Source organism: Pseudomonas sp. LBUM1649, assembly GCF_059716155.1.
On sequence record NZ_CP166807.1, the window covers coordinates 3,736,003 to 3,759,952 of the forward strand.

22 protein-coding genes and 1 pseudogene are annotated in these 23,950 nt (G+C 58.8%); 13 read left to right on the forward strand and 10 right to left on the reverse strand.

All coding sequences use genetic code 11. The features are described 5' to 3' along the window. Window positions 1-144: 144 nt before the first annotated feature. The 3 genes from ACA058_RS17295 (at window position 145) to ACA058_RS17305 (ending at window position 1,988) form a co-directional block, all read left to right on the forward strand. Window positions 145-678: a tetratricopeptide repeat protein gene (locus ACA058_RS17295; protein WP_497635094.1), complete on the forward strand. Its 534-nt coding sequence runs from the start codon at window positions 145-147 to the stop codon at window positions 676-678. A gap of 66 nt (window positions 679-744) precedes the next feature. Further along, window positions 745-1,230 carry a sigma-70 family RNA polymerase sigma factor gene (locus ACA058_RS17300; protein WP_497639958.1) on the forward strand — a complete coding sequence of 162 codons (486 nt, stop codon included), beginning with the start codon at window positions 745-747 and terminating at the stop codon, window positions 1,228-1,230. After that, entirely contained in the window at window positions 1,227-1,988 is a 762-nt protein-coding gene (locus ACA058_RS17305; RefSeq protein ID WP_497635095.1) for an anti-sigma factor family protein, read from the forward strand. The genes ACA058_RS17300 and ACA058_RS17305 overlap by 4 nt, the downstream gene beginning before the upstream one ends. A 17-nt stretch (window positions 1,989-2,005) precedes the next feature. Here ACA058_RS17305 and ACA058_RS17310 read toward each other — a convergent pair whose 3' ends face one another. From ACA058_RS17310 to ACA058_RS17320, 3 genes are all read right to left on the reverse strand, one after another. Continuing rightward, the gene (locus tag ACA058_RS17310) at window positions 2,006-2,284 is read right to left on the reverse strand and encodes a hypothetical protein (protein WP_497635096.1); all 279 of its coding nucleotides are present in this window, start codon (window positions 2,282-2,284) and stop codon (window positions 2,006-2,008) included. Window positions 2,285-2,396: 112 nt separating this feature from the next. After that, window positions 2,397-3,695: an ATP-binding protein gene (locus tag ACA058_RS17315; protein WP_497635097.1), complete on the reverse strand. Its 1,299-nt coding sequence runs from the start codon at window positions 3,693-3,695 to the stop codon at window positions 2,397-2,399. A gap of 4 nt (window positions 3,696-3,699) precedes the next feature. Then, on the reverse strand, window positions 3,700-4,401 hold the full coding sequence (locus tag ACA058_RS17320; RefSeq protein ID WP_497635098.1) for a response regulator: 702 nt from the start codon (window positions 4,399-4,401) through the stop codon (window positions 3,700-3,702). Between the two features lie 294 nt (window positions 4,402-4,695). On the opposite strand from ACA058_RS17320, the gene ACA058_RS17325 reads away from it, so the two are divergent. The 3 genes and pseudogenes from ACA058_RS17325 to ACA058_RS17335 all read left to right on the forward strand — a co-directional run bounded on the left by ACA058_RS17325 (window position 4,696) and on the right by ACA058_RS17335 (window position 9,776). Beyond that, window positions 4,696-5,853 (forward strand): efflux RND transporter periplasmic adaptor subunit, encoded by a 1,158-nt coding sequence (locus ACA058_RS17325; RefSeq protein WP_497635099.1) that lies wholly within the window; start codon window positions 4,696-4,698, stop codon window positions 5,851-5,853. Between the two features lie 15 nt (window positions 5,854-5,868). After that, window positions 5,869-8,966 (forward strand): annotated as a pseudogene (locus ACA058_RS17330) (multidrug efflux RND transporter permease subunit). Window positions 8,967-9,134: 168 nt separating this feature from the next. Then, window positions 9,135-9,776: a DUF1345 domain-containing protein gene (locus ACA058_RS17335; RefSeq protein ID WP_497635100.1), complete on the forward strand. Its 642-nt coding sequence runs from the start codon at window positions 9,135-9,137 to the stop codon at window positions 9,774-9,776. 38 nt (window positions 9,777-9,814) lie between these two features. Here the strand turns inward: ACA058_RS17335 and ACA058_RS17340 are convergent, their stop codons facing one another. Together ACA058_RS17340 and ACA058_RS17345 are read right to left on the reverse strand one after the other, a co-directional pair. Beyond that, window positions 9,815-10,147: a fibronectin type III domain-containing protein gene (locus ACA058_RS17340; protein WP_497635101.1), complete on the reverse strand. Its 333-nt coding sequence runs from the start codon at window positions 10,145-10,147 to the stop codon at window positions 9,815-9,817. Window positions 10,148-10,364: 217 nt separating this feature from the next. Then, a complete protein-coding gene (locus ACA058_RS17345; protein WP_497635102.1) occupies window positions 10,365-11,753 on the reverse strand; it encodes a fibronectin type III domain-containing protein in 1,389 nt (462 codons plus the stop codon). Window positions 11,754-12,141: 388 nt separating this feature from the next. On the opposite strand from ACA058_RS17345, the gene ACA058_RS17350 reads away from it, so the two are divergent. The 5 genes from ACA058_RS17350 (at window position 12,142) to ACA058_RS17370 (ending at window position 17,483) form a co-directional block, all read left to right on the forward strand. Beyond that, window positions 12,142-13,167: a LacI family DNA-binding transcriptional regulator gene (locus ACA058_RS17350; protein ID WP_497635103.1), complete on the forward strand. Its 1,026-nt coding sequence runs from the start codon at window positions 12,142-12,144 to the stop codon at window positions 13,165-13,167. A gap of 168 nt (window positions 13,168-13,335) precedes the next feature. Further along, a complete protein-coding gene (locus tag ACA058_RS17355; RefSeq protein ID WP_497635104.1) occupies window positions 13,336-14,118 on the forward strand; it encodes a sugar phosphate isomerase/epimerase family protein in 783 nt (260 codons plus the stop codon). After that, window positions 14,111-15,085 (forward strand): sugar kinase, encoded by a 975-nt coding sequence (locus tag ACA058_RS17360; RefSeq protein WP_497635105.1) that lies wholly within the window; start codon window positions 14,111-14,113, stop codon window positions 15,083-15,085. Before ACA058_RS17355 ends, ACA058_RS17360 begins: the two co-directional genes overlap by 8 nt. A 111-nt stretch (window positions 15,086-15,196) precedes the next feature. Then, window positions 15,197-16,492: an MFS transporter gene (locus ACA058_RS17365; RefSeq protein WP_497635106.1), complete on the forward strand. Its 1,296-nt coding sequence runs from the start codon at window positions 15,197-15,199 to the stop codon at window positions 16,490-16,492. Between the two features lie 13 nt (window positions 16,493-16,505). Beyond that, window positions 16,506-17,483, forward strand: coding sequence for a 2-hydroxyacid dehydrogenase (locus tag ACA058_RS17370; protein ID WP_497635107.1), 978 nt, complete (start codon window positions 16,506-16,508; stop codon window positions 17,481-17,483). 80 nt (window positions 17,484-17,563) lie between these two features. On the opposite strand, the gene ACA058_RS17375 is transcribed toward ACA058_RS17370, so the two are convergent. Continuing rightward, window positions 17,564-18,751, reverse strand: a complete 1,188-nt coding sequence (locus ACA058_RS17375; RefSeq protein ID WP_497635108.1) for a pyridoxal phosphate-dependent aminotransferase — start codon at window positions 18,749-18,751, stop codon at window positions 17,564-17,566. A 342-nt stretch (window positions 18,752-19,093) separates the two neighbouring features. Between ACA058_RS17375 and ACA058_RS17380 the strand changes: the two genes are divergently transcribed. Both ACA058_RS17380 and ACA058_RS17385 read left to right on the forward strand, forming a co-directional pair. Then, on the forward strand, window positions 19,094-19,378 hold the full coding sequence (locus tag ACA058_RS17380; protein WP_497635109.1) for a helix-turn-helix transcriptional regulator: 285 nt from the start codon (window positions 19,094-19,096) through the stop codon (window positions 19,376-19,378). Window positions 19,379-19,429: 51 nt separating this feature from the next. Beyond that, complete coding sequence (locus ACA058_RS17385; RefSeq protein ID WP_497635110.1) at window positions 19,430-20,179, forward strand: response regulator; 750 nt, start codon at window positions 19,430-19,432, stop codon at window positions 20,177-20,179. 2 nt (window positions 20,180-20,181) lie between these two features. On the opposite strand, the gene ACA058_RS17390 is transcribed toward ACA058_RS17385, so the two are convergent. From ACA058_RS17390 to ACA058_RS17405, 4 genes are all read right to left on the reverse strand, one after another. Continuing rightward, complete coding sequence (locus ACA058_RS17390; protein ID WP_497635111.1) at window positions 20,182-20,793, reverse strand: hypothetical protein; 612 nt, start codon at window positions 20,791-20,793, stop codon at window positions 20,182-20,184. 61 nt (window positions 20,794-20,854) lie between these two features. After that, window positions 20,855-21,511, reverse strand: a complete 657-nt coding sequence (locus tag ACA058_RS17395; RefSeq protein ID WP_497635112.1) for a hypothetical protein — start codon at window positions 21,509-21,511, stop codon at window positions 20,855-20,857. Window positions 21,512-21,768: 257 nt separating this feature from the next. Then, the gene (locus ACA058_RS17400) at window positions 21,769-22,947 is read right to left on the reverse strand and encodes a hypothetical protein (protein ID WP_497635113.1); all 1,179 of its coding nucleotides are present in this window, start codon (window positions 22,945-22,947) and stop codon (window positions 21,769-21,771) included. A gap of 5 nt (window positions 22,948-22,952) precedes the next feature. Continuing rightward, window positions 22,953-23,717 (reverse strand): hypothetical protein, encoded by a 765-nt coding sequence (locus ACA058_RS17405; RefSeq protein ID WP_497635114.1) that lies wholly within the window; start codon window positions 23,715-23,717, stop codon window positions 22,953-22,955. Window positions 23,718-23,950 lie beyond the last annotated feature (233 nt).

A 23,950-nucleotide genomic window follows, 5' to 3' on the forward strand; every position in this document is an offset into this window, starting at 1 on the left:
GAGTTTTTCTTGCAACAACCGCCGAAAAAAATGAATAAATGCTCACGCTGCGGTGTTTATGTTTCGCATGAGGGGTCATCAGCCCTTCCCAACGTTTTCGGCCCGCTCGATGTCCTAACTCCGATGACCTGTGGAGCATTGCCCATGAATCCCCGTCTCTCGATTGTAACTGCGCCGCTGGTGCTTGCCGTAGCACTGTCCAGTTGCCTGGCATGGGCCAACGGCGAGGAAGATACCCCCGCCAAACCGCAGTGCCCTCGAGGACAGGCGTTCGACAGCAAGGCACAAAGGTGCGTCAAACAAACCAGCACACTCTTGCCGGACGCCGACCGTACCGATTACGCCTATCAACTGGCCAAGGACGGGCGTTACGAAGAAGCCCTGGCCCTGCTCGATACGCTCAAGCAGCCCAACACCGCCAAGGCCCTGAACTATCGCGGCTACGCCACGCGTAAACTGGGGCGCACCGATGAAGGCATCGGTTATTACCTGCAATCGGTCAAACTCGACCCGCAGTATGCGCAGGTCCGCGAATACCTCGGCGAAGCCTATGTGATCAAGGGCCGGCTGGACCTTGCCCAGGAACAGCTGCAGCAGATCAAATCGATCTGCGGCAACACCACCTGCGAGCAATACCAGGACCTGGCCGAAGCCATCAACGTCTCGTCGAAAACCTGACAACCCGATTGGAGGGAAGTCGCTATCGCCAGCGATCACGAAATCAGGACAGAACTGGGCCAGCATCTGGCGCGCCTGTGGCGCTATGGCCTGCTGTTGTCCCGACAACGGCATGTCGCCGAAGACCTGGTGCAGGCCACTTGCGTGCGGGCGCTTGAACGTGCCGCGCAGTTTGAATCGGGGACACGCATGGACCGTTGGCTGATGAGCATTCTACATTCGATCTGGGTCAATGAATTGCGCACCCGCCGGGTACATCAAGGCCAGGGCGTGGTGGATGCCGATCAAGCCTTGTCGTTCGATGGTGAACAGGCGGCACAGACCCATGTCCGCGCCGCGCAGGTCATCCGGCGCGTAGAGGCGTTGCCCGAGGCCCAGCGCGAAACAGTGTTTCTGGCCTACGTCGAAGGCTTGTCCTACCGCGAAGTGGCCGATGTCCTGCAAGTCCCCATCGGCACCGTGATGAGCCGACTGGCCGCCGCCCGGCTGAAACTGGCCGAGTACCCACCCCTGCACACGGTGCCGAACCCTTCCACCGGAGAACGTCGATGAACGCGAAACTGTCGGATGAGCAACTGGTGGCCTACCTGGACAACCAGCTCGATGCCGAACAACGCACCCGCATCGACGCCGCCATCGCCGAAGATCCGATGCTCGGCCTGCGCCTGCAATGGCTGGACCGCAGCAGCATGCCCTTCAAATCGGCTTACGACGAAGTAACTCGACAAGCCCCGGTGGAGCGCCTGCAAGCCATGCTCGACACCTTGCCCGCTCCGGCACGCCCGGCGCTGAGTCGACGCTGGTTCCTCGCGGCAGCCGCCGGATTGCTGGCGGGCGGTGTGGTGGCGGACCGTTTGTTCCTCGGATGGCAAACCAGTCAGCAGACACACAACTGGCGCGGGCTGGTCGCCGATTACATGGTGCTTTACGTACCGGAAACCCTCGACCATTTGCCCGGCGACGAAGCTGCGCAACAGGCGCAGTTGCGGACCATCGATGCACGCCTGGGCCTCAATCTTCTACCCGCAAAACTGGCTTTGCCCCGCGCCCAATTCAAACGCGCACAAATCCTTGAGTACGACGGCGTGGCCATCGCCCAGATTACCTATCTGGATCCGGTTCACGGGCCGATGGCGCTGTGCGTCACGCGCTCCAACAGCGGCAGCCGGCATTTCGCCAAGGAGCGTCGGCACGGGATGAACATTGTGTATTGGGCGGATATGGAACATGCGTGGATGCTGATCGGGCGTAATCCAGTGGTGGATCTTGAGGAGATGGCCACGCAGTTGCGCACCCGGATCAGCGCCTGAGTCCTGCGAGGCAGGCTTCAAGTATTGCTGTTGCCGATTCGGACTTTCACGAGGTCTTGTGCCCTGGGAAACTCTCCCGCCGCCCCCGTCATCAGCGTGTATTCCACCTTGTCGCCAACAAGGAAACAGTCCTCGCCATCTGCGGTGACAGTGGGCCTTATACGGATCGCCAACCTGGAACGGAACCCACCATCAGGAAGGACCAGGGCAAAAGTGGTCGATGTCGTGTCAACCCTGACATCCCTGATCGCGTTGATTGTGCCCTGCCCCATGGTTCTTGTGATTGGCGCGCCCATTTCTGCCCTCCTACCCTGCCGTCAAATCCGGACTGACAAGGCACAATCAAACGCGCACGCAGCGAATATGGCTACTGTCAGATCTGACAGATGCAGCAGCCGTTTGTCGTAATCAGGTCGGCGTCGGCAACCACAACCGAAACCGCGCCCCGCCCAACGGCGACGCTTCCACGGTCAACGTTCCACCCTGGGCCTCCAGTGCCCGACGGCTGATCGCCAGCCCCAGGCCAAACCCGCCGGTCGCCCGGTCCCGGCTGCGATCGAGTCGATAGAACGGTTCGAAAATCCGCTCGCGCTCGTCATCCGGGATACCGATGCCGTCGTCGTCCACCCAGATTTCGCAGCCTTTCGGGCACACTTGCACGCCGATCTGAATGCGTTTTTCGCAGTAGCGCATGGCGTTGCGCAGCAGGTTTTGCAGGGCGCGGGCGGTCAGGCGCGGGTCGAGGCTGAAGCGCTCGAGTTGGCCGTGCAGCATCACGTCGATGACGACGTCCGTCGATTGCTCTTCATCGACGCTGCCCAGGATGCTGTCGATGAATTCATCCAGCGGCACTTCGATGGGCTCCGGTAACCGCGCGGGGTTTTGCAGGCGGCTGTAGGAGAGCAATTCCAGCACCAGCTCGTCGAGTTCACGGATGTGAGCGACCAGACCTTGCAAGCGCTCGCGGCTGGTGGTGGGCAAATCATCCGACAGGGCCAGCGCCAGGCCAAAATCCAGGCGGGTCAATGGCGTGCGCAATTCGTGGGACACCGCGTTGAGCAGATCCCGCTGCTGATTCAGCAGGTTTTCGATGTCGCCGGCCATGGTGTCGAAAACGTTGGCCAGACTGCCGATGTTGGAGCTGGCGGCAATCTGCGTTCGCTCGCTCAAGTTTCCCTTGCCGAAGCGTTCCGCCGCGCTTTTCAGACGTTCCAGGTCACGCCAGTGCGGACGCAGCCACAGCAACAGACACGCGAGCATGGTCGCGCCGATCAGCACGTTGATGCTCCAGTACAACAGGCTGACGTCCATCGGGTCCGGCGGCACGACCATTTGCACCACGGTGCGCTCGTTCAACGGTGCCACCGCCAGGGTACGCCAGCCCCAGTCGCCAATGCGCACGACGTTTTCGCCGCGTTGCAAACGCTGCTGTTCTTCGAGGGAAAACTCGGCATCGTCGTTACCGCTGAGCACGATGTGCAGCGGATCAAACTCCTTGTCCATTTCAGCCGCCAGGGCCGGCCATTGCTCGACCGGGACGGCTTTGAACTGCTTGACCATGAGGGTTTGCAGCCCCCGGGAATAATCAAGGTTGTAGGTGACGAAGCGCTCGTGGAAGACCTTGATCACCAGGTCCGGCACCAGGTAGATCGCGGCGCTGAACGAAACGATGGTCACCAGGTACAGGCGAAAGAGGATTCTGAACATCGTCTCAGCATTCCCACTCGGATCGGCTGAACAGATAACCCTTGCCCCACACGGTCTTGATCTTGCGGGCCTCGCCGGCATTGTCGTCGAATTTGCGCCGCAGCTTGGAGATGGCCACGTCCACCGAGCGGTCGGTACCGTTGAACTCGATGCCGCGCAGGCGTTGCAGGATCTGGTCGCGGCTCAACACTTCGCCGGCATGCCGGGCCAGCACCACCAGCAAGTTGTACTCGCCGCTGGACATCTCCACCGGTTGCCCACGCCAGGTCACGGTGCGCTCGGACAGCTCGATGCACAAGTTGCCTATGAGGATGCGGTCATTGGCCGCCAATGGCTCGGTGAGGCTACTGCGCCGCAGCAAGGTGCGCACACGGGCCAGCAGCACCCGGGGTTCGCAGGGTTTGGTGACGTAGTCGTCGGCGCCCATTTCCAGGCCCAACACCTGATCGTGGCTGTCGTCGCGGGCGGTGAGCATGAGGATCGGCAAGGTCGCCGAATCGGCGCGCAGCAAACGGCAGACTTGCAGGCCATCGAGACCGGGCAGCATCAGATCGAGGATCACCAGGTCCGGTGGGCTGGTCCGGGCACGCTCGCGTACCTGGTCACCGCGAGCGATGACGCTGACGGAGTAGCCGTTGCGTTCCAGGTAGCTGGCGATCAGTTCGGCGAGGGCGGTGTCGTCTTCGACCAGGAGGATGTTGGGCATGGGTGTTTCCAGAAAGTGCTGTGGCGTCTGTCAGGCCGCCATCGCGAGCAAGCTCGCTCCCACAAGGGACCTCAAGTGGACACAAACGCTGTGAACACCACCGAACCACTGTGGGAGCGAGCCTGCTCGCGATGGCGGCCTCACAGTCGCAATAAAATTCAAGACCTGCAGGATATACGCCCTCACACACACCTGAGCAAAACCCTTACACAATTTCACACAGCGCCAACAAAGCTTCACCGCTACCATCGCCGTCGCCCAGTAGGATGCTGGGGGTCACTATTGGGGTCATTCATGTCAAAGAATCTGCTTGCCAGGCTCAGCCTGTTGGCACTGGCGTTGGCGCTGAGCGCGTGCGACAAGTCCTCGATCGCCGAAGAACAGCCGCCATTGGCCAGCGTTCGCATCGAAACCGTCGAAACCCGAGCGCTGTCGATCAGCAGCGAATTGACCGGGCGCATTGCCGCGCCGCGCATGGCCGAGGTGCGCGCCCGGGTCGCAGGCGTGGTGCTGCAACGAGCCTTTCGCGAGGGCAGTGACGTGAAAAAGGGCGACGTGCTGTTCCGTATCGATCCGGCGCCGTTCAAGGCTGATCTGGACAGCGCCGAAGCGGCCCTGCGCAAAGCCGAGGCCAACGCGTTCCAGGCGAAACTGCAAGAGCAGCGTTACGCCCAGTTGATCGATGACAAGGCCATCAGCGGCCAGGACTATGACAACGCACGGGCCAACGCACGGCAAACCGCCGCCGACGTGGCCGCCAGCAAGGCGGCGGTTGAACGCGCCCGGCTGAACCTCGGCTACGCCACCGTCACCGCGCCGATTTCCGGACGTATCGGTCGCGCGCTGGTCACCGAAGGCGCGCTGGTTGGGCAGAACGAGACCACGCCCCTGGCGCTGATTCAGCAACTCGATCCGATCCACGCCGACCTGACCCAGTCGACCCGCGAACTCAACGACCTGCGCCGGGCGTTCCGCTCTGGCCAGTTAAAGGCAGTGGGTCAAGGACAGGCCAAGGCCACCCTGATCGAGGACGACGGCAGCCTCTACCCGTTGCCCGGCAAGTTGCTGTTCACCGACATCACCGTCGACCCGGGCACCGGCCAGGTCATCCTGCGCAGTGAATTCCCCAACCCGGACCTCGATCTGCTGCCTGGCAGCTTCGTGCGCGTGCGCCTGGAGCAAGCGGTCAACCAGCAAGGCATCAGCGTGCCGCAACGGGCGATCCAGCGTGACAGCGCCGGCATCGCCCAAGTGTTGCTGCTCGACGCAGAGCAGCGCGTCAGCCAGCAGCCGGTCGAACTGGGGCCGGTGCAGAACGACCGCTGGGTCGTCACAGGCGGGCTGAAACCCGGCGACCGCATCGTCATCGAAGGCCTGCAACACGCCCGTCCCGGCGAAAAAGTGCAGGTCGACGACACCCCTCTTCCCCTTGCCCAGGTTTCTGGCCAGTAAGCAGGACGCTTGTTTATGCCGCAGTTCTTTATCGACCGCCCGGTATTTGCCTGGGTGGTCGCCCTGTTCATCCTGTTGGCCGGTGCACTGGCCATTACGCAGTTGCCGGTGGCGCAGTACCCCAACGTCGCACCACCGCAAATCGAAATTTATGCCGTGTACCCCGGCGCGTCGGCACAGACCGTGGACGAAAGCGTGGTCAGCCTGATCGAGGAAGAACTCAACGGCGCCGACCATCTGTTGTACTTCGAATCGCAAAGCAGCCTGGGCAGCGCGACGATCAAGGCGACTTTCCAGCCGGGCACCGACCCGGAAATGGCTCAGGTGGACGTGCAGAACCGCCTCAAGGTCGTGGAGTCGCGACTGCCACAAGCGGTGACCCAGCAAGGCTTGCAGGTGGAAAAGGTGTCCGCCGGTTTCCTGCTGTTGATCGCCCTCACTTCCAGCGACGGCAAGCTCGACGATGTGGCGCTCAGCGACTACCTGGCGCGCAACGTGATGAACGAGATCAAGCGTCTGGACGGCGTCGGCAAGGCGCAGCTGTACGGCGCCGAGCGAGCCATGCGCATCTGGATCGACCCGCGCAAGCTGATCGGCTTCAACCTGACCCCGCCGGATGTCAACGCCGCCATCGTCGCGCAAAACGCCCAGGTCTCAGCCGGCAGCATTGGCGACTTGCCGAGCCGCACGACTCAGGAAATCACCGCGACCATTCTGGTCAAAGGCCAGCTGTCGACCCCTGAAGCGTTCGCCGACATCGTGCTCAAGGCCAATCCCGACGGTTCCACGGTGCGCATCGGCGATGTCGCGCGGGTCGAGATCGGCAGTCAGGACTATCAGTTTTCCACGCGTCTGAACGGCAAGCCGTCGACCGCCGTCGGCGTCCAGCTGTCGCCGGGGGCCAATGCCTTGAACACCGCGACCCTGGTGCGGGCAAAGATGGATGAACTGTCGCGTTACTTCCCCGCGGGCGTCCAATACACGATTCCTTACGACACCTCGCCCTTCGTCAAGGTCTCGATCACCAAGGTGGTCTACACCCTCGGTGGGCGATGTTGCTGGTGTTCGCGGTGATGTTCCTGTTCCTGCAGAACATCCGCTACACGCTGATCCCCACGCTGGTAGTGCCGGTGGCGCTGATGGGCACTTTCGCGACCATGCTGGCCCTCGGGTTTTCCATCAACGTGCTGACCATGTTCGGCATGGTACTGGCCATCGGCATCCTGGTGGATGACGCGATCGTAGTGGTGGAAAACGTCGAGCGGATCATGGTCAGCGAAGGCCTGTCGCCCAGGGAGGCGACCCGCAAGGCGATGACGCAGATCACCGGGGCGATCATCGGCATCACCCTGGTGCTGGTGGCGGTGTTCATTCCGATGGCCTTCATGCCGGGTTCGGTCGGGGTGATTTACCAGCAGTTCTCGCTGTCGATGGCCACCTCGATCCTGTTCTCGGCCTTCCTCGCCCTGACCTTGACCCCGGCGTTGTGTGCAACCTTGCTCAAACCGATTGCCAAGGGCGAACACCACGAAAAGACCGGGTTCTTTGGCGGGTTCAACCGCGGCTTCGAGAGACTTACCGAACGTTATCAGGGCTGGGTCGCCTATGCGTTGCAGCGAACCGGGCGTTACCTGCTGATCTACGTTGTGCTGCTGGTAGCCCTGGGCGTGTGTTTCATGCGCCTGCCCTCCTCGTTCCTGCCAGTGGAGGACCAGGGCTACACCATCACCGACATTCAACTGCCACCCGGCGCGAGCAAGCACCGTACGGTGCAGGTGGTCGAGCAGATCGAAGCGCACAACGCCGGCGAACCGGGCATCAGCGACAGCGTGGTCATTCTCGGTTTCAGCTTCTCCGGCAGCGGCCAGAACGCGGCGCTGGCGTTCAGCACGTTGAAGGACTGGTCCCAAAGGAGCCCTGAGGATTCGGCCGCTTCCATTGCCGACCGGGCCAATGCTGCGCTCAGCCAGATCAAGGACGCCATGGCGTTTTCGGTACTGCCTCCACCCGTCGATGGCCTGGGCACGTCCAGCGGCTTCGAATTCCGTTTGCAGGATCGCGGCGGCCTGGGCCATGCCACATTGATGAAGGCCCGCACTGAATTACTCGCGGCCGCCGAGAAGAGTCCGATCCTGATGAATGTGCGCGAAAGCGCCCTGGCCGAAGCGCCGCAGGTACAGTTGATCGTGGATCGCAAACAGGCGAATGCGCTGGGCGTGTCCTTTGCCGACATCGGCAGCGTGCTGTCCACCGCGGTCGGTTCGGCGTACATCAACGACTTCCCCAATCAGGGGCGGATGCAACGGGTGGTGGTCCAGGCTGAAGGCGATCAACGCAGCCAGGTGACCGATTTGCTGAAAATGCACGTGCGCAACAACAACGGGAAAATGGTGCCGCTGTCTGCATTCGTCCAGGCGAAATGGACACAGGGCCCGGCCCAGCTGACCCGTTATAACGGCTATCCGGCGATCAGTATTTCCGGTGAGCCTAAGCCCGGCCACAGCACCGGTGAGGCCATGGCGGAGATCGAACGGCTGGTGGCGCAAGGTCCCGCCGGATTGGGCCAGGAATGGACCGGGCTGTCGTTGCAGGAGCGCTTGTCCGGTAGTCAGGCGCCGATCCTGCTCGGCTTGTCGCTGTTGATCGTGTTCCTGTGCCTGGCGGCCTTGTACGAAAGCTGGTCGATCCCGACCTCAGTGTTGCTGGTGGTGCCACTGGGTGTACTCGGCGCAGTGCTCGCGGTGACCCTGCGCGGGATGCCCAACGATGTGTTCTTCAAGGTCGGGCTGATCACCATCATCGGCCTGTCGGCGAAGAATGCGATCCTGATCATCGAATTCGCCAAGAGCCTGTACGACGAAGGCCACGACCTGATCGACGCCACCCTGCAAGCGGCGCGTTTGCGCCTGCGGCCGATCGTCATGACCTCGCTGGCATTCATCCTCGGCGTGGTGCCGTTGGCGATTGCCAGCGGTGCCAGCTCGGCAAGTCAGCAAGCCATCGGCACCGGGGTGATCGGTGGGATGATCACCGCGACCCTGGCCGTGCTGTTCGTGCCGGTGTTTTTTGTGGTGGTGATGAAGCTGGTGCGCAAGCGCCGTAAAGACCTATAACCGATCCTTTCCCTGTAGGAGCGAGCATGCTCGCGATGGTCGTCAACGATAACGCTGAGTACCTGACACCCAGCGCCGTTCTCGAGTTTTTCGCGAGCAAGCTCGCTCCTACACAAAGCGCCGCCGCCTGCGCTATGGTGCACTGACGCCCTGCCACAGTGAGCCTCCATGCCCTACCTCACCCACACCCACCCTCGCCTATCCGCCGCCGCCACCCTCGGCGTCGCGGCAGGCATCCTGGTTCCGGCCGATTCGATCATCAGCAAAATCCTCATCGGCTGGAACGTCGGGGTCTGGACCTATCTGCTCCTGATGTTCTGGCTCACCGTGCGCTCCAAGGCAACCGATGTGAAACGCATCGCCGAGATTGAAGACGAAAACGCCGGGCTGGTGCTGTTCGTGGTGTGCATCGCAGCGATTGCCAGCCTGGCAACCATCGCCTTCGAACTGGCCGGCAGCAAAGACCTGGAAACCACCCGCAAGCTGCTGCACTACGGCTTCACGGCGTTCACTGTCATCGGTTCATGGTTGCTGATCGGGGTCATTTTCAGCGTGCACTATGCGCGACTGTTTTACACCTGGAACGGCAAGGAACCGGCGCTGCGCTTTGCCGAAGGCTTGACCACGCCCAATTACTGGGACTTCCTGTATTTCTCGTTCACCATCGGCGTGGCGGTGCAGACCTCGGATGTCGGTGTGGCAACCCGCGGCTTGCGCAAGATCGTGCTGGCGCAGTCGTTGATCGGTTTTCTGTTCAATACGGCGATTCTCGGGTTTTCTATCAACATTGCCGCGGGACTATTTGGATGAAGGCACAGTAAGTGTTGTACGGCCATGAGTGCAGGCCTTCAGTTTGTGGTCATCTCCGAAATTAATGGCCGTGAAGTGCCAATGTCGTTCAGTGCTGTAATACTGACAATGTAACGAGTACGCGGGAGCAGGAGCGGCTGCAGAAAAGCCCGGGTTGTATTATATGGGCGAGCCGTCCCCTGTGGGCCGGTCAAGGTGATGTCATATCGAATGACATTATCCATATCACTGGGTGCATCCCATTTTAACGTCGGTATGGGCAGCAGCCCTGTTGCCTGGGTAAATCGAAAGTTGCTCGGCGCGTTTGTTAACTCGCCTTCAACGATAACGTTGACAGTCGCTGGCTCTGAGACGTTTCCGGACAGGTCCATGGCGCACACCTCAAAGGCATACGTGCCAGGCATGAGGTTAGCGGCCGTATAGGTAGTAAGCGTCGTGACATCGAAGTATTCGTGATTGCTATAGATAACGTATTCAAGTAGGGCGACGTCATCTTCTGAATCTTCCCAACCAAATGTGACTGAATCATATGTCGAATCTATTTTTCTTAGATTTCCAGGCATGGCGGGTGGCGTAGTATCCTTGTGCTCATAATGCAAAACTATTGGCTCTGACATTTTTGTCAAATGCATTATAAGCAAATATTTCAATAACGTATTCAAAACCCGGGCTCAGATCCCGCAACACTATAGACTTGCTAACCATAGATGTTTCATGATGACTACCATCAATCATGATCATTACCCCTATCGGTGGGAAGACGCCACCCTCCGCGAGGGACCAATTCAGTTTGGCTGTTGTGGATGTCAGGGCTGTAATGAAAGCTATGGGCGAAGGTAAAGGATTATCCTCTGGCCCTGTGATTCTGAAAACTGTTCGATCGCTGGGTCTGGAAAGGTTTCCGTCTTTGTCTTCTGCGCGTATATAGACACACTTGAAGTTGCCGTTACTTGAGGTCTTATATAGGTAATGAGTGTTCTCTGTGGTAATGGCACGTATGCCATTGATTACCACTCTGTAACCGGTAACTTTCGTATTGTCGCTGGCTGGCGCCCAAGCCAATTGCGCCGAATCATGAGTGACATGAGTAACTACAGGCTTTCCAGGCTGTGTGGGCGGTACGACGTCATCCAAGGTAGCGGTAAACGTGGTGGTTTCGGAAACTTGCTCACCCAGTTTGGCAAAGATCGTGAAGTGGAAGTGGTGCGGAGCTGGCCCTGGGGACAGTTCAGCAAGATTAAAGTTATGACCGAAAGGTCCGGCGGTGAAGGGTTTCCCATTAACGGTTCCCTCATGATTTGGTAAAACCGCAAAAAATGGAGTCCAAGTAAGTCTGCAGGTTCCCAAATTATGCCGCAGCCTCAGGTCTTTCGGCGGGCGGAGCAACGTCCTTAACGTGGCCGACGCGGGATCGGACTCACCCTGCTCGTTGACTGCGCAGACCTGCACTGAATAACCGTAACCTGTTTTCAAAAAATTCAGATTGAAACGAGTCTCTTTTGTCAGACCAACCAGAAATCCATTCAGATAAATTCTATAACGTTTGATCTCGCCACTGTCGGGCGACGGTGTCCAGGTCAACGTCGCGGATGAATAAGCGATATTGCTCAGCTGAGGAATGCCGGGCTTGTTGGGTCTGATCTTGGGAAAATGATAGACGCTGGGCGTCGATACATTGTTCCCGCCCGCTTTAGCGGTAACGTAAATCAGGTACTCGATATGTGTTTGCAAACCCGTTATTTCACAAGGCGGCCGAACCACATGCTGTGTGGTAATACCTTCGCCGTAGACATCATAGCCAATGGCATCTGGGCATAAATTGCACGTTGAGTAGGGTTCGTCCCAAGTTAACAAGACAGTGTTGGGTGGGTTACGCTGTGCTCGTATATTACCGGGCGAGCAAATTCGCGCATCAGAGGCAGAGGCAGAATTAATCAACTTTTCGGTCGGGGTGCCGGGGGCGTCGTAACTGCTCATGGGGCATCTCCTCGCGCAAGTTAATGCAATACAGTAAAACTGATGCCTGTCGCTCGCACCACTATCAAACCTGATAGTGGTGCGGCTGGTTTATTTGTGCTAAAGCCGAGCTGTTCATTGCACAAACGTTCTAGTCATCGCTTTGCTTCGTGCGTTAAATAACCCTGCAATCCGTCTCACAGGTGCAGCATGACCACTCACAACTGGATCGACCTGGCCCAGGGTTGCTGGGTTCGGCGTGGATGAGTGCGCTGGTCAAAGCGCCACCGGTCATGAATCGATTCCGGAAGAAATCGGTACTTGACGGCACATTTGCTTTTGGTGTCTCCTGAAACCGGTTTCAGCGTTATGCGCCAGCCTAATAAATCCAATAAGAAGGTTCCAGACCGTGAACGACTTCTCCGCCGCCCAGCGCAGCCGCGTGACCATGCTCGACGTGGCCGAACACGCCAAGGTCTCCAAGGCCAGCGTTTCCCGGTTCATTGGCGATGACCGCGCCCTGCTTTCCGATGCCATCGCCCAGCGCATCGAACAGGCGATTGCCGAGCTGGGCTACCGTCCGAACCAGATGGCCCGCGGCTTGAAACGCGGACGCACCCGCCTGATCGGCATGCTCGTGGCCGACATCCGCAACCCTTATTCGATTGCCGTGATGCACGGGGTGGAAACCGCTTGCCGTCAGCACGGCTACAGCCTGGTGGTGTGCAACACCGACCGCGATGACGAGCAGGAACGTCAGCACTTGGCGCTACTGCGCTCGTACAACATCGAAGGCCTGATCGTGAACACCCTGGGCCATCACCGCGACCAATTACACGAACTGCATCGTGAAATGCCCCTGGTGCTGGTGGATCGCAAGGTCGAGCACCTTGAAAGCGACATGGTCGGGCTGGACAATCCGGCAGCCGTCGACATGGCCCTCGCCCATCTTGAAGAACGTGGTTACCGCGACGTAATGCTGGTGACCGAGCCTTTTGACGGCACCAGTTCGCGGATCGAACGGGTCAGCAGCTTCAAGGCGCAGATCGAGCAGCGGCCCGCGCTTCGCGGGGCAATCACAGAAACCGGCAGCGAGCTGACGGCGAATCTGAAAACCTTCCTCGACACACCTGGCCCCGGCCCGAAAGCGCTGTTTTGCGCGAACGGGATTGCGGCGTTGGCCAGCACTCATTCATTGCGTGAGCTCGGGTGCAACCTGTTCGATGACGTGGGCCTGATTGCCCTGGATGACCTGGATTGGTACCCGCTGGTGGGCAGCGGCATCACCGCCCTCGCCCAACCGACCACCGAGATGGGCGCCAGCGCGTTTGAGTGTTTGCTCAGGCGTTTGCGCGGCGATGATGGCCCAGTGCGGACGCTGGATTTTGCGGCGCGGTTGATTGAGCGGGGGTCGACCCTTGGAGATTTTCGGTGATTGTTCCGGGCTCATCGCGAGCAAGCTCGCTCCCACAGGGATCCCAGGCGTACACACAATTTTTGTACGACACAAAACCCTGTGGGAGCGAGCTTGCTCGCGATGGGGCCCTAAAGATCACGCCTTTATTTGAACAAAAATGAAACCGGTTTCAGAGGTAGAAAAACAATGAATAAACCACCCGTCTCCATCAGCCTCTCCAGCTACGGCGCCGATCTGGTACGCCAACGCGGCCAAGGCAGTTTCATCGAGCTGCTGGCTGCTGCCGGTGCCAACTGCATCGAATGGCGCGAAGAATTGCTGACCGTCGAAGACCCCGCGCAACTCGCCGCTGCCACTCAAGCCGGGGGCCTCGAAAGCGTGTATTCCTCGCCAATGGAATTGTGGCTGGCCGGCCAGTCGAAACCCAATCCCGAACTGATCTGCGCCCTACAGCGCGCCCAGGCTTTCGGCGCCAATTGGCTGAAAGTGTCCCTGGGTTATTTCACCGACAACAGCGACCTTGCGGCCTTGACTCGCACACTCGCGCAGAGCCCGGTGCAGCTGTTGGTCGAGAACGACCAGACCCTGCACGGCGGTCGTATCGAACCCTTCCAGCGTTTTTTCGATGAAGTGGAGCAGCACAACCTGCCGATCAAGATGACCTTCGACATCGGCAACTGGCACTGGCAGGACCAGTCGGCTGCCAGCGCTGCGCGATTGCTCGGTCGCCATGTGGGTTATGTGCACTGCAAAGCGGTGACCCGTCGCGCCGACGGCAAACTGCTTGCCATCCCACCTGCCGCCAGCGACTTGCAACAGTGGGAACAGCTACTGCGGCACATGGCCCAAGTCGTTATGCGCGCGGCGGAATACCCGTTGCAAGGCGATGACCTGGTGCAATTGACCCGCGAACACGTCGCCGCCCTCGCCCACCTGGGCCAATCGCAGCGGGAGAACGCTCATGTCTGAGATCGATATTCTGTCGTTCGGCGAAACCATGGCGATGTTCGTCGCCGAGCAGGCGGGTGATCTGTCCAGTGTCAGCGCTTTCCACAAGCGCATTGCCGGGGCCGACAGCAATGTCGCCATTGGCTTGTCGCGGCTCGGGTTCAAGGTGGCATGGTTGAGCCGGGTGGGTGCGGATTCTCTAGGCCGGTTTGTCATCGACACGCTGGAAAAGGAAGGTCTGGATTGCCGCCACGTCGACATTGACGCTGCCCATCCCACCGGTTTCCAGCTCAAGTCCCGCACCGACAATGGCAACGACCCCGTCGTCGAGTATTTCCGCCGCGGTTCGGCGGCCAGTCACCTGTCGCCGCACTCGATCGTGCCCCAATTGCTCAAGGCCCGACACCTGCACGCCACCGGCATCCCACCGGCGCTATCGCAAACGGCACGGCAGATGTCGTTCGAATTGATGACCCGCATGCGCGAAGCCGGGCGCAGCGTGTCCTTCGACCCGAACCTGCGCCCGAGCCTGTGGGCCAGCGAGCAACAGATGATCAGCGAGATCAACCGCCTCGCCGCCCTCGCCCATTGGGTGTTGCCGGGGCTGAGTGAGGGGCGCTTGCTCACCGGTTTCGAAGATCCGGCCGACATCGCCGCGTTCTACCTCGACCGGGGCGCCGAAGCGGTGGCGATCAAACTCGGCCCGCATGGCGCTTACTACCGCACGCATCTGGATGCCGGCTTTGTCGACGGCGTGCCGGTGAACACAGTGGTCGATACCGTCGGCGCCGGTGATGGCTTTGCCGTCGGCATGATCAGCGCCCTGCTCGAAAACCACAGCTTTGCCGACGCCGTGCAGCGGGCCAACTGGATTGGCAGCCGGGCGGTGCAGAGTCGGGGGGATATGGAGGGGTTGCCGACCCGAGCCGAACTGCCTCCCCCTTTAACCGCTCGTTCCCACGCTCCCGCGTGGGAATGCAGCCCGTGACGCTCTGCGTCACAGGGGACGCGGAGCGTCCCTAGAGGCATTCCCACGCGGAGCGTGGGAACGATCACCGTTACCTGCTGCGACAAAAACAACAAGCTCAGGAGCACCACCATGAAAACCGCAACGCTCGCCACCCGCCGCTGGTGGTACATCATGCCCATCGTGTTCATCACCTACAGCCTGGCGTATCTGGATCGCGCCAACTACGGCTTCGCCGCTGCCTCCGGCATGGCGGCGGATTTGATGATCACGCCGGGCCTGTCGTCGATGCTCGGCGCGCTGTTCTTCCTCGGCTATTTTTTCTTCCAGGTGCCGGGGGCGATCTATGCGCAGAAACACAGCGTGAAGAAGCTGATTTTCGTCAGCCTGATCCTCTGGGGCAGCCTGGCGACCCTGACCGGGATCGTCTCCAATGCCTACTGGCTGATCGTCATCCGCTTCATGCTCGGCGTGGTCGAGGCCGCGGTGATGCCGGCAATGCTGATCTACCTGTGCCATTGGTTTACCCGCGCCGAACGCTCGCGGGCCAACACCTTCCTGATCCTCGGCAATCCGGTGACCATGCTGTGGATGTCGGTGGTCTCGGGGTATCTGGTGCAGCATTACAGCTGGCGCTGGATGTTCATCATCGAAGGACTGCCGGCGGTGCTCTGGGCATTCATTTGGTGGCGTCTGGCCGATGATCGTCCATCGCAAGCCAAGTGGCTCAACGATCAAGAGAAGCAGGATCTGGAAAGCGCACTGGCCGCCGAGCAGGTCGGCATCAAAGCGGTGAAGAACTACGCAGAAGCGTTCCGCTCACCGAAAGTCATCATCCTGGCCTTGCAGTTTTTCTGCTGGAGCATCGGCGTCTACGGCTTCGTACTGTGGCTGCCATCGATCCTCAAGGCCGGTGCGCAGATGGACATGGTGCAGGCCGGCTGGCTGTCGGCGCTGCCTTATCTGGCGGCGGTGATCGGCATGCTGCTGGTGTCCTGGGGTTCGGACAAACTGCAAAAGCGCAAACGCTTCGTTTGGCCGCCGCTGCTGATCGCCTCGTTCGCTTTCTATGGTTCCTACGCGCTGGGCGCCGAACATTTCTGGTGGTCCTACACCTTGCTGGTGATAGCCGGTGCCTGCATGTACGCGCCTTACGGGCCGTTCTTCGCGATCATCCCGGAAATCCTGCCGGCTAACGTGGCGGGCGGCGCGATGGCGCTGATCAACAGCATGGGCGCCCTCGGTTCGTTCGGCGGTTCCTACCTGGTCGGCTATCTGAACAGCTCCACGGGTTCGCCCGGCGCGTCTTACTTGTTGATGAGCGGTGCGCTGATGCTCTCGGTGGTGCTGACGATTTTCCTCAAGCCCGGCGCCAGCGATCGGGAGCGGACCACGGTCGCTTTAACCCGCACCGCTGCACATTCCTGATTGGATAACGACAATGAAAAAGCAGGTTGTTCTGTACAAGAAACTCTCGCCGCTGCTGATGGCTCGCTTGCACGAGCAGGCCGAAGTGACGCTGATCGAAAGCCTCGACGCCGCTGGCCTGGCCCGATTGCGCGATGCCCTGCCCCGCGCTCACGGCTTGCTGGGAGCCAGCTTGAAACTGGACGCCGGATTACTGGATCTGGCACCGAACCTGGAAGCCATCGCCAGTGTCTCGGTGGGCGTCGACAACTACGACATCGACTACCTGACCGAGCGACGCATCCTGCTGAGCAACACGCCGGATGTGCTCACCGAAACCACCGCCGACACCGGTTTTGCGTTGATTCTCGCGACCGCCCGACGCGTGGTGGAACTGGCGAACATGGTTCGCGCAGGCCTTTGGAAACGTAACCTCGGCCCCGCGCATTTCGGCAGCGACGTTCACGGCAAAACCCTGGGTATCATCGGCATGGGGCGCATCGGTGAAGCGTTGGCCCAGCGCGGGCATTGCGGTTTCGGCATGCCGGTGATCTACCACAGCCACTCGCCAAAACCTTCGGTCGAGCAGCGTTTCAATGCGCAATATCGCAGCCTGAGCGAGCTGTTGCAGCAGGCGGATTTCATCTGCCTGACCTTGCCATTAACCGCTGAAACCGAGCGGCTGATCGGCACCGAGGAATTTGCCCTGATGCGCCCGCAAAGCATCTTCATCAACATTTCACGGGGCAAGGTGGTGGATGAAGCAGCGTTGATCGAGGCGCTGCGTACGGGGCAGATTCGCGCGGCGGGGCTGGATGTGTTTGAGCGTGAGCCGCTGAACCATGACTCGCCGCTGTTGCAGATGGATAACGTGGTGGCAACGCCGCACATGGGCTCGGCGACCCATGAGACACGGGAGGCGATGGCCCGGTGTGCGGTGGATAATCTGTTGGCGGCGTTGGCGGGTGAGCGGCCGGCTAATCTGGTGAATTCGGCGGCCTGGAAAGACTGAAGATCAAGATCGCAGCCTGCGGCAGCTCCTACTGGGGAACGCATACACCTGTAGGAGCTGCCGCAGGCTGCGATCTTTTTTCAGGCCCGCCGCGCTTCCAGAAGGTCCATGGCACACAGCGCAATCCGCCGACAGGCATCCGCCAGTTTGCGCTGATCCACCACCAGGCCGATGCGGATATGTCCCGCCGCACTCGGCCCGAACGCCTCACCTGCCAGCACCGACACGCCATACCCCTGCAGCAGCCGCTCGGCGAAATGCTGGGCGGACAACCCGGTCTGGCGCACGTCGACCATCACGAACATCCCGCCATCCGGCCGAATGGCCCGGATACCCGGACATTGGTTCAGGCTCGTACACACCAGGTCGCGGCGCTGACGATATTCTTCGCGCATCAGCGCCACCTCCGGCAGGTTTTCATCCAGCGCCAGTTGCGCCGCCTTTTGCACGAACTCCGGAATGCCAAACAGCATGCTCAACGAGAGATGCTCCAGATGGTCGTTCAAGGGTTTGGGCCCGATCACCCAACCCACTCGCCAGCCGCTCATGGCGTGGGATTTGGACAGGCTGTCGATGGTCGCGGTGCGCTCGGCCATCCCCGGCAGGCTGGCCGGGCTGATATGTTCGCCCTCGTACAGCAGATCACCGTAGACCTCGTCGCTGATCAACCACAGGTCGTGACGCACACACAGCAAGGCCAGCTCCTGCCAGATCATCAGCGACAAACTGGCGCCGGAGGGGTTGTTCGGGCTGTTGAGCAACAACGCCCGGGTCCTGGGTGTGATACGGGCCGCCACATCCGCCGGATCGACCCGAAAGCCGTTCTCCGGACGCACCGCCACCGGCACCACGGTTGCCCCGCACGCGCCGAACACGCCTTCATACGTCACGTACATCGGCTCGGCGACGATCACTTCGTCGCCCGGATCGAGCAGGCACTGCGCGACCGAGTACACCGCGCATTGCGCGCCGGGCATCACGATCACATGGTCGGCATCGACCACCTGACCACTTCGACGCCGATGACGGTGGGCAATGCTGTCGCGCAAAGCCCGACTGCCGCGCACCTCCGTGTAGTGGGTGTCGCCGGCCAGCAAACTGTTGATGGCGGCCTGGACGATGGGGCCGGGTGTATCGAAATCCGGGTCGCCGACCGACAGCAGCAGTACGTCGACACCCTGTTCGCGCATTTGCAGTGCGCGGTTATGAATCTGCCAGGCCGCGGCGCCTTCACCGGCGATGCGTTGGGTCAAGCCTGAATAGCGCATGTATTTCTCCAATCGCGCGAGTTCCTGAGTCAACCCTATCTCAAATCGCGCCGCGCGCCAGTACCGCTGTGAAATCGACGAACGGATTAGGCAACAGAAATTCAGCGATACCTCCTACAAACCTGGGTTCCTTTGCTGACAGCCAATTCCGCGAAGTCCGATTAAAGTCTCCACCTGTAATTTGTGACAGGTTCCAAGTGGGGTGATTCGCGCTATAAGGAAACCGAGCCTCCAGCCCTGAAACCAGGTGCCTGAAGGACGGCCGCGCGAACCATGCCATCAAGATGTAGGAAGATTCCGCCGCGCCCACGCCGTCAATGATGATGAATGGGAGATTCAACTATGTACCGTGCCAATACCGTATCGGTTCGAACATCGCCAGCCCAGGCCAAATTCCAGCCGCAAGAGTGCCCACAACCTAAAGCGATCAGGCTGACGGCTCGGGAAAAGGAGCTTTTGCAGTGGACAGCCATTGGTAAATCGTCCTGGGAAATCGCGCAGATCGTCCAATGCACCGAGGCTGGTGTGAATTATCACTTTTGCAATATCCGCCGAAAATTCGGCGTGAGGTCGCGCTGGATCGCCATGGTGATGGCGCTGGAACAAGGCCTGATTAAGGTACCTTGAGCCACGTCTCTTCAGCGGTCGGCCTGTCATTGACCCCTGTTGAGACTTTTCATGAGCCTGGACCCCATACCTCAATTCCAACCGCTTGACCTCTCCCGCGCCAGTGCCTGTGACGATACGTCAGTGTCCCATGGGCACCGACCGAACAAAGCGCTGCGAATCATCATCGCCGACGATCATCCGGTCGTGCTGACGGGTATCGAAATGGTTCTCTCCTCCTTGGCCGATCCCCCATGTTCAGTTGTCGCCAAGGCTGAAAATGCCGATGAGCTGATCCATCATCTGCAGCGCACGCCCTGTGACCTGGTGATCAGCGACTACGCGATGCCGTACGGACGCCTTCCCGATGGGCTGGCATTGATGGGGTACCTCAAACGCCACTTCGCGCCGCTGCCTTTGATTGTAGTGACCATGTTGCGCAACCCGTCTTTATTGCAAGCACTGCTCAATATAGGGGTGAACGGTCTGTTCGATAAGCGCACCGCCTTGAACGAGGTGAAACGGGCGGTAATCGCCGTCACCAAGGGACGTCGATACCTTTGCCCCACCTTTGCCGGGATCGTCGATACCCAGTCCTTGCCTGCCTCCGGTTCAAGCGCACCTTCAGTAAGTCTTTCGAACCGGGAAATCGAAGTGGTCCGGTTGTTTGCCCAAGGATTGTCTGGACGGCAGATTGCCGCGCAACTGAACCGCAGCGAAAAAACCATCAGCCGGCAAAAGCGCACCGCCATGGACAAGTTGGGACTTGACCATGACGGTGCGCTGGCGGAGTTTGCTCGGATTAGTGGCCTATGCGGATAGCACTATTTATGCCGTAACTCATAATTTTCTAGTTCATTCTGCCATTTACTTAGTTGTCGTTGATCAAACATTGCACCGCCATCCAGTTTTTTCATGTTTTTGATTTTTGTTTTAAGGTCACTCATTCGCTGTTGATTGGGATTAGCTTGCGGAACAGATTTTGGTTTTGGTGGTTGTGCCGGTTTCGGCCTTGTACTTTGACGCACCGGATTTGAAGGTCCGGGAATGGGCATTTGACCGCGGTGCGACTGGTCGATGTAGCCCGGCTTAGTCGTCTGTGTTGTCGTTTTCGTTTTTACCGAACCTTGACTCATTGCGCTGGAAGCTTCGCTGATCCGCCCTGACCTCGCGGGCGAAGCTGGAGAACTTTGGCTGACGACGTCATAGGCCGGATTACTCGGTACGCCACGGGAACTTGTCATTACAGTGTCAGCTTGGCTATTCACCAGCCTACCTGTACTTTCAGCAGTATTTTGTACGTTGGCACCCTTTCTGGCACTCCCTGTCATTACCTTAGCAGCGTCCTCAGCAACGATAATCGCGGAATTCGCAGCGAGCTTTGCAGCCGCAGTATCAGCGGCTGTTACGACGTTTGGTCTAACCCACCTAATCATATGCCCCTCCGGATCCGTATACTTACCGGGGTCTTGACGTCGGTGATGCACAGCAGGCCATTCACGGTCTTGTAGCCACGGTAATTTGCGCGTTGATTGGCGGCTGGCTTCCATTATTGATAATGATTGCCGAGCCGGTAAGGCCTTCAATCCGGGTGGCATCGAGGTCCAGCCGCGCCGGACCGGCAGTGTTCTGATCCGAAGTGAAACGCACACCACTGGTTCCTCCGCGAATCACACTCCCTTTCGCCGACACCTGTCCATTGGCCAATTGCAGGCCGATACTGGTTGGATTGGTCGCGGCCACCACACTGTTTTCGAGCTGCAGCTGGCTGAAACCACCGACTAATGCCCCTATGGTGCCGCCAACAATATTGCTGCCGGTCACGGTGGCGGTGGAGCCCGACGGATTGGCCCCCGTATAACCCAACGACAACCCGGTGGTGGTACCGGTGATATTGCTGCCGCTCACAGTTGCCCGACTATTGACGAGATCAACCCCGATCGAACTGCCGCCTGAGACAACGGTACTGCCGTTGAGGGTCAGCGCGGAGTTGCCCTGGACGCGAATTTGCTCGGTGGTAGCACCGTTAGCGGTCAAACTGGAACTGTTTCTGACAAGATAATCATCGGTCACAGTACCGCTGTTGATATTGGCCTGCTCGCCATTATCGACAATCCGGGCAAGCGAATGCGTGCTGATCAGCAGCAAGGGCATGATCGTTATCCACTTCAAGGATGAGGACAACGGTGACAATGTAAAAGATGTTTTATTTTCCAAGCTAGACACCACATATTGGGGATTCAACGGTGGAGTTCGTCGTAGCAGACAACCTCCGCTTGAGCCTACAAAAGCGGCGAAGACTACCGAGACATCTCAGATTGGTATGTAGGACTTTTCCGAAGAGCACGAAGGATATTCGAAGGCCTCATAAAAAGCCGTCCTCTCCGTGCTCTCTCCTCGGACATCTGAAGTTAGGGCCGTGGTATCTCGCAATGGTCCTCTTTTTCAAATACACCGACCCTTACGTCGACCATATTGGATGACGCTTCATCCCCATCGATCTGCATCCCGTAGGCCAGCCGTGCCCGGGTCGTTAGGCGTACCCCTGGAATGTAAGAAGGCTTCAGGCATCGCAAGTAAGGTACAAACCACAAAATGCCATTATTCTCCTGATCCTCAGTGACGGTTTTTTCTTGCACAATCTCGGTATTGACCAAGCCCACGCCATCTACAAAGAGCTGCCAAACGAACATCACGTTCGTATCTTTCTTCAAATAGTCGGATGGTGGAATGAGCACATGAATACCCCACTCCGTGCCTTCTTGAAGCAAGTCATTGCAATTGACCAACGTCCCCGCCATTTGTACTTCGGGTTGTGGCAGTTCTATTTTCAGTACCTTGACGTTGATCGTTTCCTCAGGTGAGTCCAAAGGATTGGTGACACCCGGCCGCCTGACCCGGAAACAAACCGGAAGGTTGAGCATCATCGGCGTTTTTTCGATTTCCTCCCAAGGCACCTCAATACCGATGGTGGCGCCTTCAGTCCCGTCGATGGTGTGCGCGGTAGCATTCACAAGAACGCCATTCCATTTCACCGTGATCACATCATTGTCTTCAATGCCATCAGGGAGGGTGACGGTGACCGTGGCGGGTTTGTCCGCATCGGCCCTTGTCAAATCGGTTGTGCTACCGCTACTGCTGGTGATGATTGGCTTCAGGAAATCAGGATGCTCCGGGTCAGGTCCACCCGGATTAACAATCGGCACTTCAAGGTCCACCTTGAGCGGATTAACCCTCGGTGGGGAGTCAATGGGGTGATTGCCCCGCAATACCTGGAACTTTACTGGCGTGGACTGTTGGCCACCCAATTCGAAGTCGTATGCATCCCTCATGTTGGGCCATGGGACAATAACTTTCGGTGATGGGCCTAACTGGGACATGGGGCCGCCGATGAAACTCTGTGCCCCCCAAATAATCCTGATGCGATCCTCAGGCTGGTAATTATCAATTGTTCCTGTGTGAACCTCTACGGGGGCGGCAGCATCCTCACGGTCGATCTCATCATCATCATCGCCCTTGGGCACCGTGGGCGATTTCAGGCCGGAGGGTAATGTCCCTAGTGCATTCTCGACAGTGACCGGCCATGACATCTAACTTAAATTACCTGCCTTGTCCATTGCACCGTACGCCAGATAAAGCGTGCGTGAGCCAAAATTTTCGAAGATTTCCTTCGGCACCTTGATTTGCGATCCGCTGGAAGCAGCCCTACGTAATGCATTTCCTCCATTGGAGGCAATTGCTCTGGAACTTTGTCGGACCAGGCGAGGGCTATCGTAACGGGTTTGACCTCCCCGGGATCGGGGATCTCGCATTCGACTCCGCCCTCTGCTTCCAGGAGTGCCGTGGTGATCAATTTTGGGACGATGGCTTCCGGGGGGGCGGCCGGCATCCAAGGCGCGGTTGTGTCGAAAGTCAGCGGGGTGGAAAGCGAATCCACCTCCTGCCCGTTATTCCACTCCTTAACCCGATATCTGACTTCAAAAGTTCCCTCATACCCATCGTATAGGGTCTTCGGGATTTCGAAGAAACCGGGAAAAATTGGCTGAGTTATCGGATCTCTAATTTCGCGGTCTTCGATGGGTTGATAATCACCCCAACCTTGAAACTTCCATTCCAAGTAAAGATGACCGACATCAGTTGGGTCTTCAGGCAAATTAGCCCATGGTTCTACTCTGATTTTTATAGGCTCAGCAGCAGGCCCCTGGATTTTGCTGATATGCATCAACCCATCGGGATCACCTGGAATCGTATTTTCGATTGTCGGCGCGTCATAGGCGTTAGGTGCTGGAACCCTGGATAGATTAGTACTCTTGCTCCTGTACACTTGTTCAACATTCAGTTGCTCGTCGGAACTTGCCATGTTGCTCTCCTGATAATGAGTATTTGTTCGTGACGCTAGTCATGACCCATTCATCTCGGTAGGCAGTTCGAACTACTTCAAGCACTGCAATCACGCTTCGTCGCACTACCCAGCTTTTACAACCTTGGGCAGAATTAAATACTCACTTTTTAGTTTGCGATACTGTCAGAGTTGACAGGTGGCTACTTATACAGGGGCGCGTGGCCCGCTCACTAACTTCGCGCTCTGGTGGA

Excerpts from the sequence above, each read along its gene's own strand:
- ACA058_RS17295 (WP_497635094.1), top strand. The coding sequence starts at position 145 with ATGAATCCCCGTCTCTCGATTGTAACTGCGCCGCTGGTGCTTGCCGTA.
- ACA058_RS17305 (WP_497635095.1), top strand. The coding sequence starts at position 1,227 with ATGAACGCGAAACTGTCGGATGAGCAACTGGTGGCCTACCTGGACAAC.
- ACA058_RS17310 (WP_497635096.1), bottom strand. The coding sequence starts at position 2,284 with ATGGGCGCGCCAATCACAAGAACCATGGGGCAGGGCACAATCAACGCG.
- ACA058_RS17315 (WP_497635097.1), bottom strand. The coding sequence starts at position 3,695 with ATGTTCAGAATCCTCTTTCGCCTGTACCTGGTGACCATCGTTTCGTTC.
- ACA058_RS17320 (WP_497635098.1), bottom strand. The coding sequence starts at position 4,401 with ATGCCCAACATCCTCCTGGTCGAAGACGACACCGCCCTCGCCGAACTG.
- ACA058_RS17325 (WP_497635099.1), top strand. The coding sequence starts at position 4,696 with ATGTCAAAGAATCTGCTTGCCAGGCTCAGCCTGTTGGCACTGGCGTTG.
- ACA058_RS17335 (WP_497635100.1), top strand. The coding sequence starts at position 9,135 with ATGCCCTACCTCACCCACACCCACCCTCGCCTATCCGCCGCCGCCACC.
- ACA058_RS17340 (WP_497635101.1), bottom strand. The coding sequence starts at position 10,147 with ATGGACCTGTCCGGAAACGTCTCAGAGCCAGCGACTGTCAACGTTATC.
- ACA058_RS17345 (WP_497635102.1), bottom strand. The coding sequence starts at position 11,753 with ATGAGCAGTTACGACGCCCCCGGCACCCCGACCGAAAAGTTGATTAAT.
- ACA058_RS17355 (WP_497635104.1), top strand. The coding sequence starts at position 13,336 with ATGAATAAACCACCCGTCTCCATCAGCCTCTCCAGCTACGGCGCCGAT.
- ACA058_RS17360 (WP_497635105.1), top strand. The coding sequence starts at position 14,111 with ATGTCTGAGATCGATATTCTGTCGTTCGGCGAAACCATGGCGATGTTC.
- ACA058_RS17365 (WP_497635106.1), top strand. The coding sequence starts at position 15,197 with ATGAAAACCGCAACGCTCGCCACCCGCCGCTGGTGGTACATCATGCCC.
- ACA058_RS17370 (WP_497635107.1), top strand. The coding sequence starts at position 16,506 with ATGAAAAAGCAGGTTGTTCTGTACAAGAAACTCTCGCCGCTGCTGATG.
- ACA058_RS17375 (WP_497635108.1), bottom strand. The coding sequence starts at position 18,751 with ATGCGCTATTCAGGCTTGACCCAACGCATCGCCGGTGAAGGCGCCGCG.
- ACA058_RS17380 (WP_497635109.1), top strand. The coding sequence starts at position 19,094 with ATGTACCGTGCCAATACCGTATCGGTTCGAACATCGCCAGCCCAGGCC.
- ACA058_RS17385 (WP_497635110.1), top strand. The coding sequence starts at position 19,430 with ATGAGCCTGGACCCCATACCTCAATTCCAACCGCTTGACCTCTCCCGC.
- ACA058_RS17390 (WP_497635111.1), bottom strand. The coding sequence starts at position 20,793 with ATGATTAGGTGGGTTAGACCAAACGTCGTAACAGCCGCTGATACTGCG.
- ACA058_RS17395 (WP_497635112.1), bottom strand. The coding sequence starts at position 21,511 with ATGCCCTTGCTGCTGATCAGCACGCATTCGCTTGCCCGGATTGTCGAT.
- ACA058_RS17400 (WP_497635113.1), bottom strand. The coding sequence starts at position 22,947 with ATGTCATGGCCGGTCACTGTCGAGAATGCACTAGGGACATTACCCTCC.
- ACA058_RS17405 (WP_497635114.1), bottom strand. The coding sequence starts at position 23,717 with ATGGCAAGTTCCGACGAGCAACTGAATGTTGAACAAGTGTACAGGAGC.